Source organism: Paraburkholderia sp. UCT2, from assembly GCF_014397665.1.
Lineage (GTDB): Bacteria > Pseudomonadota > Gammaproteobacteria > Burkholderiales > Burkholderiaceae > Paraburkholderia > Paraburkholderia tuberum.
Map to the genome: position 1 here is coordinate 16145 of NZ_VZQO01000069.1, position 11759 is coordinate 27903.

The 11759-nt window shown below is 66.1% G+C and carries 10 protein-coding genes and 1 pseudogene; 3 read left to right on the top strand and 8 right to left on the bottom strand.

The window, feature by feature from the left end; genetic code table 11:
* Positions 1 to 11: 11 nt before the first annotated feature.
* The 6 genes from hutI to F6X39_RS33835 form a co-directional block, all read right to left on the bottom strand.
* A complete protein-coding gene (hutI, locus tag F6X39_RS33810; RefSeq protein ID WP_187619815.1) occupies positions 12 to 1241 on the bottom strand; it encodes an imidazolonepropionase in 1230 nt (409 codons plus the stop codon).
* Positions 1242 to 1325: 84 nt separating this feature from the next.
* Positions 1326 to 1976, bottom strand: coding sequence for a HutD family protein (locus F6X39_RS33815; RefSeq protein WP_187619816.1), 651 nt, complete (start codon positions 1974 to 1976; stop codon positions 1326 to 1328).
* A gap of 8 nt (positions 1977 to 1984) precedes the next feature.
* Positions 1985 to 3673, bottom strand: coding sequence for a urocanate hydratase (gene hutU, locus F6X39_RS33820; RefSeq protein WP_187619817.1), 1689 nt, complete (start codon positions 3671 to 3673; stop codon positions 1985 to 1987).
* Positions 3674 to 3734: 61 nt separating this feature from the next.
* Complete coding sequence (hutC, locus tag F6X39_RS33825; protein WP_090803957.1) at positions 3735 to 4430, bottom strand: histidine utilization repressor; 696 nt, start codon at positions 4428 to 4430, stop codon at positions 3735 to 3737.
* Between the two features lie 25 nt (positions 4431 to 4455).
* The gene (hutH, locus tag F6X39_RS33830; protein WP_187619818.1) at positions 4456 to 5976 is read right to left on the bottom strand and encodes a histidine ammonia-lyase; all 1521 of its coding nucleotides are present in this window, start codon (positions 5974 to 5976) and stop codon (positions 4456 to 4458) included.
* 326 nt (positions 5977 to 6302) lie between these two features.
* On the bottom strand, positions 6303 to 7226 hold the full coding sequence (locus F6X39_RS33835) for a LysR family transcriptional regulator (protein ID WP_187619819.1): 924 nt from the start codon (positions 7224 to 7226) through the stop codon (positions 6303 to 6305).
* Positions 7227 to 7384: 158 nt separating this feature from the next.
* Between F6X39_RS33835 and F6X39_RS33840 the strand changes: the two genes are divergently transcribed.
* Together F6X39_RS33840 and F6X39_RS33845 are read left to right on the top strand one after the other, a co-directional pair.
* Positions 7385 to 8299 carry an NAD-dependent epimerase/dehydratase family protein gene (locus tag F6X39_RS33840; protein WP_187619820.1) on the top strand — a complete coding sequence of 305 codons (915 nt, stop codon included), beginning with the start codon at positions 7385 to 7387 and terminating at the stop codon, positions 8297 to 8299.
* Positions 8300 to 8429: 130 nt separating this feature from the next.
* A complete protein-coding gene (locus tag F6X39_RS33845) occupies positions 8430 to 8612 on the top strand; it encodes a hypothetical protein (protein WP_187619821.1) in 183 nt (60 codons plus the stop codon).
* Between the two features lie 100 nt (positions 8613 to 8712).
* On the opposite strand, the gene F6X39_RS33850 is transcribed toward F6X39_RS33845, so the two are convergent.
* Positions 8713 to 9459, bottom strand: a complete 747-nt coding sequence (locus F6X39_RS33850) for a DUF899 domain-containing protein (RefSeq protein WP_187619822.1) — start codon at positions 9457 to 9459, stop codon at positions 8713 to 8715.
* Between the two features lie 89 nt (positions 9460 to 9548).
* Positions 9549 to 10943 carry an NCS2 family permease gene (locus tag F6X39_RS33855; RefSeq protein WP_410450675.1) on the bottom strand — a complete coding sequence of 465 codons (1395 nt, stop codon included), beginning with the start codon at positions 10941 to 10943 and terminating at the stop codon, positions 9549 to 9551.
* 444 nt (positions 10944 to 11387) lie between these two features.
* Here F6X39_RS33855 and F6X39_RS33860 point away from each other — a divergent pair.
* Positions 11388 to 11759: pseudogene (locus F6X39_RS33860) on the top strand (PRC-barrel domain containing protein); the annotation flags it as partial.

Here is an 11759-nt window from a genome sequence, read left to right on the forward strand (position 1 = left end):
CAGGTTCTAGTTCAGGTCACACGCGACTCGCGCCGCGTATAAACGGTTTCGCCCGCGCGCACGACGCGCGCGCAGAGCGGCCGGCCAATCCAGTAAGCGAGCTCCGCCAGCGAATCGACCGACCACACCGCGAAGTCGGCCGCGCGACCGACCTGCAGCGCACCGTGCCGATCGCTCTTGCCGAGCGCGCGCGCAGCGTGCGTGGTGACGCCTTGCAGCACCTCGGGCACGGTCATGCGAAACAGCGTGCTCGCCATGTTCATCATCAGCAGTAACGAAGTCGCCGGTGAGGTGCCCGGGTTGCTGTCGGTCGAGATCGCGATCGGCACCTCGTAGCGCCGCAGCAGTTCGAGCGGCGGCAACTGGGTCTCGCGGATGAAGTAGTACGCGCCCGGCAGCAGCACCGCGACGGTGCCCGCTTCCTTCATCGCGGCGACGCCGGCTTCGTCGAGAAACTCCAGGTGATCCGCCGACAGCGCGCGATGCCGTGCCGCGAGCGCGGTGCCGCCGCCGTTCGACAACTGCTCGGCGTGCATCTTGACCGGCAGCTCGTAGCGCGCGGCCGCGTTGAACACGCGCTCGCTCTGTTCCAGCGAAAAACCGATGCGCTCGCAGAACACGTCGACCGCATCGACGAGGCCTTCGTCCGCGAGCGCGGGCAGCATCGTGTTGCAGACTTCGTCGATATACGCGTCCGCCCGGCCCGCGAATTCGGGCGGCAACGCGTGCGCGCCGAGAAACGTCGTAAAGACCGTGACCGGATAGCGCTCGCCGAGTTGCCGCGCGACGCGCAGCATCTTGCGCTCGCTCGCGAGATCGAGGCCGTAGCCCGATTTGATTTCGATCGCCGTCACGCCTTCGGCGAGCAGCGGTTCGAGCCGCGCGGCCGCTTGCGTGAACAGCGACGCTTCGTCCGCGGCGCGCGTCGCGCGCACCGTCGACACGATGCCGCCGCCCTGTCGCGCGATTGCTTCGTAGCTGACGCCCGCGAGCCGCTGCGCGAATTCGTCGGCGCGCTGGCCGCCGTACACGAGGTGCGTATGGCAATCGATCAGGCCCGGCGTCACCCGTGCGCCGCGCAGATCTTCGCGCGGCCATGCGGCATAGGGCGTGGGTAAATCGGCGAAAGCGCCGAGCCACGCGATACGGCCGCCGTCGACCGCAATCGCGGCATCGGCGAGCGTGTGGCGAGGATCGCCCTGCGGGCACAAATTCAGGTGATGCCAGACGGTTTGCTTCATCGCGTGCTCTTTGCCGCTCGTTGCGTGTCTGTGGATGGGTTGTCCGCGATGGAGCGCATGTGAGGCCCTATCACGGTTGATTCGTCATCGCGTGTAGCGGATCGTGATCGCGAGCACCGCGCCGTCGCCCGTCAGCGTGCAAGTGAGCGCGTTCGGCCCGTCGACGCGCAGCGTGTCGCCGGTGTCGAGCCGCACGGCTTGCGCGTGGTCCGCCGCCAGTCCGACCGTGACCGCGCCGCCCGCGCAAAACAGCAGCGCCACGTCGCCGTCGAGCACGCGCGGCGCATCCTGCTGCGTGCCAGTGCGCCACACGTCCAACTCGCCCTGCGCCACGTCGCGCCGCACCATCAGGTTGAAGTCGCGCGTTGCCCCGTCGACGAGCCGCGCGTCGATGCGCGTCGCGCCATCGAAGCGCGCGATGTCGAGCGGCTGCCGCAACACATGCGTCGAGGCGACGCCCGCGTCGCCCAGCTCATCGAGCAGCATGCCCGCGCCAGACAGCAACACCAGCGTCCGGTCGACGCCGTCGAAGCGCGAGAACGGTCCCGCCTGCGCAACCTCGGCGACGCTCACGCGCCACACGAAGTCGGCGCTCGCCGCGCGCTGCCCGCCGCCGTGCGACGGAAACGCCGCGACCTCACGCGTGAGCCCGCCGCCGTTTTTCCACGGCACCGCCACGAGGTCGGCGCCGCGAATCAACGTGACGCCTGCCATGCCGCCCGCGTGGTTGGCCATGGTCACGATCAGCGGCCCAGCATCGGCAGATTGAGACCGGCCTCGCGCGCCGTCTGCTGCGCGAGTTCATAGCCCGCATCCGCGTGACGCATCACGCCGGTGGCCGGATCGTTCAACAGCACGCGGCCGAGGCGCTGGTGCGCGGCTTGCGTGCCGTCCGCGACGATCACGATGCCCGCGTGCTGCGAGAAGCCCATGCCGACGCCGCCGCCGTGATGCAACGACACCCACGACGCACCGCCCGCCGTGTTCAGCAGCGCGTTCAGCAACGGCCAGTCGCTGACCGCGTCCGATCCGTCCTTCATCGATTCGGTTTCGCGGTTCGGGCTCGCGACCGAACCGGTATCGAGGTGATCGCGGCCGATCACGATCGGCGCCTTCAGCTCGCCGTTCCTGACCATTTCGTTGAACGCCTGGCCGAGACGATAGCGATCCTTCACGCCGACCCAGCAGATCCGCGCCGGCAGACCCTGGAACGCGATGCGCTCGCGCGCCATGTCGAGCCAGTTGTGCAGATGCGGATCGTCGGGGATCAGTTCCTTCACCTTCGCATCGGTCTTGTAGATGTCCTCGGGATCGCCCGACAGCGCGACCCAGCGGAACGGGCCCTTGCCTTCGCAGAACAGCGGCCGGATATACGCCGGCACGAAGCCCGGGAAATCGAACGCGTTTTCCACGCCCATTTCGAGCGCCATCTGGCGAATGTTGTTGCCGTAGTCGAGCGTTGCCGCGCCGCGTTCCTGCAGCGTCAGCATCGCCTGCACCTGCCTGGCCATCGACTGCTTGGCCGGCGTGACGATGCTTTCCGGCGCGGTCTTCATGCGCTCGCGCCAGTCTCCGACCGTCCAGCCCTGCGGCAGGTAGCCGTGAATCGGATCGTGCGCGCTCGTCTGGTCGGTCACGCAGTCCGGCGTGATGCCGCGCGCGACGCACTCGGCGAACACGTCGGCGGCATTGCCGAGCAGACCGACCGAGATCGGCTTGCCCGCGCGCTTCGCTTCGTCGAGCATCGCGAGCGCCTCGTCGAGCGTCTTCGCCTTCTTGTCGACGTAGCGCGTCTTCAGACGGAAGTCGATGCGGGTCTCGTCGCATTCGACCGCGATCATCGAGAAGCCCGCCATCGTCGCCGCGAGCGGCTGCGCGCCGCCCATGCCGCCGAGACCGCCGGTCAGAATCCAGCGGCCCGTCGGGTCACCGTTGAAGTGCTGGTTCGCGACCGCGAAGAAGGTCTCGTAGGTGCCCTGGACGATGCCCTGGCTGCCGATGTAGATCCAGCTGCCCGCGGTCATCTGGCCGTACATCATCAGGCCCTTGCGGTCGAGTTCGTGAAAGTGTTCCCACGTCGCCCAGTGCGGCACGAGGTTCGAGTTCGCGAGCAGCACGCGCGGCGCGTCCGCATGGGTGCGGAACACGCCGACCGGCTTGCCCGACTGAATCAGCAGCGTTTCGTCTTCGTTCAGGTCCTTCAGCGACGCGAGGATCTGATCGAAGCAATCCCAGTTGCGCGCGGCGCGGCCAATGCCGCCGTACACGACGAGCGCATGCGGGTGCTCGGCGACTTCGGGGTCCAGATTATTCTGGATCATCCGGTACGCGGCTTCCGCGATCCAGGTCTTGCAGGTCTTTTCCGCGCCATGCGGTGCGCGGATCGTGCGAGTCGGATCGAGACGCGGATCGATGTGTTTCGGATTGTTCATGGTGTCCCTAATCATGCATGAAGAGGTTCGATAAAGATTCGGCGAAGACGAAAAAGCGAATTCAGAAATGCCCAGTGAAGCGGTAACGGGTGCCCGGATGCCATAGATTCGCGATCGAGGCGACCTCGCCTTGCGACCACGTGCGCCGGTGCAGCACCAGACACGGCTCGCGTTCACTCATGTTCAACAGCTCGCGCGTGATCTCGTCGGCGGCGAGCGCCTCGATGCGGTACTCGACGCGCTGCAGCGGCGCGACGCGCACGAGGTACTGGTTGGGCGTGGTGTTCGTGAAGTCCTGCAGCGCGTATTCGGGTGCGACGGCCGGATTGACCCAGCGTTCCTCGAGCTGCACCGGCTCCTCGTTTTCGAAATGCAGCAGGCGCGAATGAAACACGGGGCTGCCCGCGCTCACCTGCATCTCTTCGGCGAGCGCCGCATCGGCGATGCTGGCGCCGATGTTCAGCACCCTCGCCTGATAGCGATGACCGCGCGCAACGATTTCGTCGGAGATGCTGCGGATCGCCACCAGGGTCGACTCGTACTTGGGACGGGCGACGAAAGTGCCCGAGCCTTGTACACGTGTCAGCACCTGCTCCGAGGTCAACTCGCGCAACGCGCGGTTGACCGTCATGCGCGCGACGCTAAACTCGCGCGCAAGCTCGTTTTCGGAGGGCACCTGGTCGCCTTCGGCCCACTCGCCCGCATGAATGCGCGCGAGGATGAAGTCCTTGATGCCCTGATAAGCGGGTGCGTTCATGGGTGTGATCCGCGCTCTCGACGACTCATTGTTCCGACGCGAACGAGAACGGGCTCAGCTTCGCGACCGCGCCGGCCTGCACGAGCTTCGTGACCGCCGCGATGTCCGGCGCGAAGTAGTGATCGAGCTCGTAGTGCGCGACGTCCTTGCGCACGAGGTCCATCACCTTCTGCAGGCTCGGGCTGGTCTTGTGCGGCGCGCGCAGATCGACACCCTGGGCGGCAGCGAGCAGTTCGATCGACAGGATGTTCGCGGTGTTGTCGGCGATATCGCCGAGCTTGCGCGCGGCGAACGTCGCCATCGACACGTGGTCTTCCTGGTTCGCGGACGTAGGCAGCGAATCGACCGAAGCCGGATGCGCGAGCGTCTTGTTTTCCGACGCGAGCGCGGCGGCCGTCACATGCGCGATCATGAAGCCGGAGTTCACGCCGCCATCCTTGACGAGGAACGGCGGCAGGCCCGACAGCGTTGCGTCGATCAGCAGCGCGATGCGGCGTTCGGCGAGCGCGCCGATTTCCGCCACGGCGAGCGCCAGGTTGTCGGCCGCGAACGCGACCGGCTCGGCGTGGAAGTTGCCGCCCGACAGCACTTCGCCGGTGTCCGGGAAAATCAGCGGATTGTCGGAGACCGCGTTCGCTTCCTTCAGCAGCGTTTCGGCGGCCTGACGCATCTGGTCGAGACACGCGCCCATCACCTGCGGCTGGCAGCGCAGGCTGTACGGGTCCTGCACCTTGTCGCAATCGGCGTGCGACACGTTGATCGCCGAGCCTTGCAGCAGCGAGCGATACGCCGCGGCCGCGTCGATCTGGCCTCGATGGCCGCGCAGTTCGTGGATGCGCGCATCGAACGGCTTGACCGAACCCATCGCCGCATCCACCGACAGCGCGCCGGCGACGAGCGCCGTGCGGTACAGGTCTTCGATCGCGAACATGTTGTACAGCGCGAGCGCGGTCGATGCCTGGGTGCCGTTCAGCAGCGCGAGACCCTCCTTCGCCTGCAGCGTCAGCGGCTTCAGACCGACGAGCGCGAGGCCTTCGGTGGCCGGCATGCGCTCGCCCTTCGCGAACACTTCGCCGACGCCGAGCAGGGCCGCCGACATATGCGCGAGCGGCGCGAGGTCGCCCGATGCGCCGACCGAGCCCTTGACCGGGATCACCGGCAGCACGTCGGCGTTGAACAGCGCGATCAGCGCTTCCATCACTTCGCGGCGGATGCCCGAGTGGCCGCGGCCGAGGCTCGACAGCTTCAGCGCGATCAACAGACGCACGACCGGGCGCGACATCGGCTCGCCGACGCCGACCGCGTGCGACAGCACCAGATTGCGTTGCAGCAGTTCGAGCTGATCGCGCGGAATGTGCGTGCTGGCGAGGCGGCCGAAGCCGGTATTGATGCCATAAGCCGGCTCGCCCCTGGCGGTGATGTCGGCGACGGCCTGCGCGCACGCGTCGATGGCGGCATGGCTCGCGGGATCGAGTTGCAGGGTGACCTGCTCACGCGCGATCTGGCGCAGTTGCGGGAGGCTCAGGTAGCCGGGCTTCAAAATCATGGTTGTCGTCCTGTCTATACAAGTTCAAATAGTCTAGCCGGCGGGTCTTGTATATACAACTTGTTTTTCGAGATTTCGTGCCTGGGGATTTCCATTATTTGGCACGTGGCTCGGCGGGAGCGCGGCGGGTTTGGCGGCAGGTCGCAGGCGGCGTGTCCTGGACGCATGGGTCGGCGGGCCGCCGTGATTTATCCCACAGTTGTATATACACCTTCGCGGCGCGGGTCGCCATCTGGCCAAAATTGGCGCGCTCTCGCTGGCGGGAAGCCGGACACGTCGGCTCCGCCGATATCTGGGTTATAGGACAGAAGGCTCTGCGACGCGGATCAGAGCTTGACCCGCGCCGCGATGAAATCCAGAAAGCACTGCACGCGCCCCGCGAGCGATGCGCTCTGGTAGTACACCGCATGCACCGGCTGCCGTTCATCGACGAGCAGGTTGCCGAGAATCGGCACGAGGCGGTTTTCGCGCACGTCGCCGGCGGTCATGAAGTCGGCCAGACAGGCGACGCCCCAGCCGGACAGCGCCAGTTGCCGCAAGGTTTCGCCGCTCGACGCGGTGATCGACGGTTCGATCTTCAGCAGCGCGGCTTCGTCGCGCTGCGCCTTGGCGCGCTTCGTTCCCCTGCCCCCTTCGCGCAACGGCCAGCGATTCAAATGCTCCGGCGCCGTAAAGCCGATCAGCCGATGCGCGTGCAGCGCGTCGAGCGTGGTCGGCTCACCGTGCTCGGCCAGATACGCCGGGCTCGCGAGCACGCGCAGCCTGCTCTCGCCGAGCGCGCGCGCATGCAGCGTCGAATCCTGCAGCGCGCCGATGCGAATCGCGATGTCGACCTTCTGTTCGAGCAGATCGACGATCCGCTCGTTGCTGGTCAATTCGAGCCGGATCTCCGGATACAGCGCCGAAAACGCGGTCATATGCGGCGCCACGCAATGCAGCATGAACGGCGACGCCGCATCGACGCGCAAGCGCCCCGACGGCCGTTGCCGCCCGCGCGCGACCGTCTCCTCGGCCTCTTCGAGCGCGTCGAGGATCGCGCGGGCGCGCCGCAGGAACGCGTCGCCTTCCTCGGTCAGATGCAGACGCCGCGTCGTGCGCCGCACGAGCGCGGTGTCGAGCTTCTGCTCGAGGCGCGTGAGCGCGCGGCTCACGCCGGAGACGGTCTGCCCCAGCTTCTCGGCCGCCGCGGTAATCGAGCCGCTGTCGATCACGGTGACGAACACCAGCAATTCGTCGGTGGAGGTTTTCATTGTTGATTTCAGATCAAGATTGATTTGAGACTAACACGCTTTTTGCGAGAATCCGCGCGAGCGATACTGCGTGCCTGTCGATCGGAGTTGGCGCTTTAGCGCTTACTCCGATCCCATGCAAGAGATTGCGGTCTTGGCATTTCCCTCAGGAGAACGTCTTGAAGATTTTCGTTACTGGCGCAAGCGGTTTTATCGGCGGCTCGATCGCGGCGCATCTGGCGCGCGCCGGCCATCAGGTACGCGGGCTGATTCGCAAACCCGAACACAGCGGCGAGTTGCAGCGGCTCGGCATCGAGCCCGTGCTCGGCACGCTCGACGACCGCGCGTTGCTGATCGCCGAAGCGCAAGCGGCCGACGCGGTGATCAACGCCGCGAGCAGCGATCACGAAGGCGCGGTACGCGCGCTGATCGACGGACTCGCCGGTTCGGGCAAGGTGTTCCTGCACACGAGCGGGTCGAGCATCGTCGGCGATGCGTCGGGCGGCGAAGCGGGTGAAGCACGCATCTATCACGAAGACGCGCTGCCCACCCCGACCGCCGACAAGGCCGCGCGCGTCGCGATCGATCAACTGGTGCTCGACGCCGCGCAACGCAACGTGCGCTCGGCCGTGCTGTGCAACACGCTGATTTACGGTCACGGCGCGGTGGCCGGCAGCGCGAGCGTGCAGTTGCCGCGACTCGTGCGCCAGGCGCAGAAAAGCGGCGTCGTGCGTCATGTGGGCAGCGGCGGCAACGTCTGGTCGAACGTGCATATCGACGACGTCGCCGAGCTGTATCGCCTCGCACTCGATAAAACCCCTGCCGGCACGTTCTATTTCGTCGAAAGCAGCGAAGCGTCGTTCCGCGACATGAGCGCCGCGATCGCACGCGCGATGAAGCTCGGCGCGCCGCAGGACTGGCCGCTCGAAGACGCGAAACAGGAGTGGGGCTACGAAATGGCCTCGTACGGTCTTGGCTCGAACAGCCGCGTGCGCGGCGAACGCGCGCGCAAACTGCTCGGCTGGCAACCGCGGCGCAGGTCGGTGATCGAATGGATCGAACGCGACATGATGGCGCCGCAAAGCACCGTTTGACGCGGCTTTGCGCGCCGCGCAACGTAAGCTGTGTAAGCGCGGTCGTTGCGAATCCGTAAGCTCCTTTCGATAAAATCGCGGGCACCTGACGGTGCGATTCCACCGTCGCACACACGCCCCGATTCGACCGATGAGCTTCGCGCTGAACTTCGACTGGCTGACCAACCTGATGGCGATACTGTTCGTCGTCGCGTGTCTGTACGACGCGCGCTACGACGAATACGGCGTGCTGACGCTCGCGGCCGCGGCGATGGGCCTCATCGTGATGGCGATGGAAATGTTCCTCAGACCCGCCTTCGAGATGGCGCTGTAGCGAGCTGATGCAGCGCTCGTGCAGCACAGAGGCGGCGCGCCAGCTAGCGCGGCGCGCGCCCCTCGCCCCCTTCGTCGGCCCGCTTCACCGCTTCACCGCTTCACACCGTGTACGATCCGCACGCCGGGCAAGCCGCGCGCGCGTGGTCGTCGTAGCGGTCGTGATGCCTGACCCAGTCGGTCAGATTACTGTTCTCGTTGCGGCCTTTCGGCGCGATGTCCAGAAGCGCGTAGGTGTTCACGAAGCGCTCGTCGCCGCGTGCGTAGCATGAGTACGTGTGATACACGTCGCCGTTTGCGTCCTTGTAGAACACGCTGTGACCGTGCTGTTCGTCGATGCCGACGTCCTGCTCGGTGAAGTTGTAGAACGCCTGTTTACTCGCCAGCTGCTCCGGCGTGAACGACACGTGGTAGTCGAAATTGAAATCGCTGCCGCTCGACGACACCCACGGAAAGGCCCACCCCATGCGCCGTTTGAACGCGTCGATCTTCTCGAGCGGCGCGTGCGATACCGTCACATAGCTGACGTCGTGATGGACCAGATGCGTGAGAATGCCGCTCATATGGTCCGACAGAAACGAGCAGCCGACGCACCCCTCTTCCCAGTCCGGGCCCAGCATGAAGTGATAAACGATCAGCTGGCTGCGGCCGTCGAACAGCTCCGCGAGCGTCTTGCGGCCTTCCGGCGTATCGAACGTATAAACCTTGTCGACCTTGACCCACGGCAATTCGCGGCGCTTGCGCGCGAGTTCGTCGCCGGCGCGCATATGCGCTTTTTCGTCGGCAAGCAGCGCGCGGCTCGCGGCGAGCCACTCTTCCCGGCTGCCGATGCGATGTTGCGGTTCCATCTGCGTCTCCTTTCCTGCGGATGCAGGGCTTGACCTCAAGCTTAAGGTTTAGAGACGCTGACGTGAAAGTCAAGGAGCCGCAACGAAACTCAGATCGCCCAGCCGCCGACATAAAACCCGACCAGCACGACTGCGATCGCCACGGTCCCGACCTTGAGCTTGCGATACTCGCCGCTGACGACGCGTCCGATCACGAGCGTCGCGAAGCCGAGCATGATGCCGGTCACGATGTTCGCGGTCAGCACGATGAACACCGCGCACACGAGCCCCGCCATCGCGTCGACCATGTCGTCCATATGCAGCTTGCTGACGTTCGACAGCATCAGCAGCCCCACGTACATCAGCGCAGGCGCGGTCGCATACGAAGGCACCAGCGCGGCGAGCGGCGAGAAGAACATCACGACGAGAAACAGCAGACCGACGACCGCCGCCGTCATCCCCGTCTTCGCGCCCGCCGCGACGCCGACCGTCGACTCGATATACGCGGCCGCCGGCGCGCCGCCGAGCAGGCCCGAGAAGATCGAGCTCAGCGAATCGGCGCTCAGCGCGCGGCCGCCGTTGATGATGCGGCCGTTTTCGTCGAGCTGCCCCGCCTGGCCCGCGACCGCGCGGATCGTGCCGGTCGCGTCGAACACGGCGGTCATCACGAGCGCGAGCACGCTCGGCAGTACCGCCATCGACAGCGCGCCCTTCACGTCCATCGCGCCGATCAGCGACGCATGCCCCGGCGCGCTCAACGACGGCACCGCGAAGATGCCGTGAAACGCCACGGCCGGATCGATCGCGAGCCCGATCGCCGAGATCGCGACGATCACGATCAGGATCGAGCCCGGCACGCGCCGCCGCACGAGCCCGACGATCGCGGCGAGTCCGGCGACCGACATCAGCGCCGGCAACGCCGTAATATTGCCGAGCGACACCGGCAGCCCCGCGCCCGGATTCCTGACCACGAGCCCGACGTCGTTCGCGGCGATCAGCAGCAGGAACAGGCCGATGCCGATCCCGGTGCCGTGCGCGATGCCGACAGGCAGGTTGCGCAAAATCCACGAGCGCACGCCGGTCACCGAAATCGTCGTGAACACGACGCCCATCAGGAACACCGCGCCGAGCGCAACGGTTGGATGCAGGCCCTTGCCGAGCACGAGGCCGAACGCGGTGAACGCGCTCAGCGAGATCGCGCAGCCGATCGCGATCGGCAGACGCGCCCACACGCCCATCAGCAGCGAGCCGAACGCCGTGGTCAGACACACGGCGACGAACACCGCGCTGGTATCGAAGCCTGCCTTGCCGAACATGCCGGGCACGACGAACACGGAATAGACCATCGCGAGGAAGGTCGTGATGCCCGCGACGATCTCCTGGCGCTGCGTGCTGCCGCGCGCGGAAATGTCGAAGTAGCGGTCGAGAAAGCCCTTACCGCGGAATGATTCGGTGTCGAAGGATTCGCTCGCGACGTCGGAATTCGCGAGGGCCTGGGGTTCCATCATGATGAGTGCCTCCTTTATCAGCGCGCTGAAACGGCCGCTAAAGCGGCCGTCATCAGGTTCGTCTCGTGGATTGGTTGGTGTGGATAACGCTTTTCTGAGTCGAAATGTAGGTGAAGCGAACTATGTGTCCAATCGCATGAATGGCATGCCGGACATGTCGCGCGACTTATATCTTTTGCGCGACGGTCGCTCGCGCGAGCGCTGCGCGCGTATACACCTACGGCATACGGGCAGCCGCGAAACGCGTCGAACCCACCCCGGCGATCCCGTTCCAGGCACGCGGCGTGCAGGGCTATCCCGACAGAGCATCGGCGAAACCGCCTGCAACGCAACCGGCGAAAGGCTGCCCGCGCGGCAGCGCAGGTTAAACTCTGGGCCGTAGCCCATCCAACCGCGGCGGCTCATCGCGCCCGTCCGCACCTGCCCGTGGAGTTTTTCCTGATGACTGGCGGTTTTCCGCGCCCGGCCGGGCGCCTGCCGATTGTCCCGTTTGGACCGCTTGGATCGCTTCGCCCGCTCGATTCGCCTGATTCGCTCGATGTGCTTCGACTGTTCCGCTGGCTGTGCACCGTGGCCGCGCTGTTCGCGTTCACCGCGCTGTCCGGCTGCAGCAGCCTGCTGTGGGGTACCCAGCAGGCGCCGATCGTCGATGCGACGGTGATGCCGGTCGAGCCGGCAAGCGCGCCGGTCGCCGCGTCCGCGGCCGAGCCGGTCGAGAGCGAGGCGAACGAGGGGCCCGAGGAGCCGAAGAAACCGAAGAAGCCGGTCGTGAAGCCGCACAAGGTCGAACCGCCGCCGCCCGTTGTCGTGCCG

What these genes read in the sequence shown, in the direction of transcription:
- hutI (WP_187619815.1), bottom strand. Translation starts at nt 1,241, where the DNA reads ATGAAGCAAACCGTCTGGCATCACCTGAATTTGTGCCCGCAGGGCGAT.
- F6X39_RS33815 (WP_187619816.1), bottom strand. Translation starts at nt 1,976, where the DNA reads ATGGCCAACCACGCGGGCGGCATGGCAGGCGTCACGTTGATTCGCGGC.
- hutU (WP_187619817.1), bottom strand. Translation starts at nt 3,673, where the DNA reads ATGAACAATCCGAAACACATCGATCCGCGTCTCGATCCGACTCGCACG.
- hutC (WP_090803957.1), bottom strand. Translation starts at nt 4,430, where the DNA reads ATGAACGCACCCGCTTATCAGGGCATCAAGGACTTCATCCTCGCGCGC.
- hutH (WP_187619818.1), bottom strand. Translation starts at nt 5,976, where the DNA reads ATGATTTTGAAGCCCGGCTACCTGAGCCTCCCGCAACTGCGCCAGATC.
- F6X39_RS33835 (WP_187619819.1), bottom strand. Translation starts at nt 7,226, where the DNA reads ATGAAAACCTCCACCGACGAATTGCTGGTGTTCGTCACCGTGATCGAC.
- F6X39_RS33845 (WP_187619821.1), top strand. Translation starts at nt 8,430, where the DNA reads ATGAGCTTCGCGCTGAACTTCGACTGGCTGACCAACCTGATGGCGATA.
- F6X39_RS33850 (WP_187619822.1), bottom strand. Translation starts at nt 9,459, where the DNA reads ATGGAACCGCAACATCGCATCGGCAGCCGGGAAGAGTGGCTCGCCGCG.
- F6X39_RS33855 (WP_410450675.1), bottom strand. Translation starts at nt 10,943, where the DNA reads ATGGAACCCCAGGCCCTCGCGAATTCCGACGTCGCGAGCGAATCCTTC.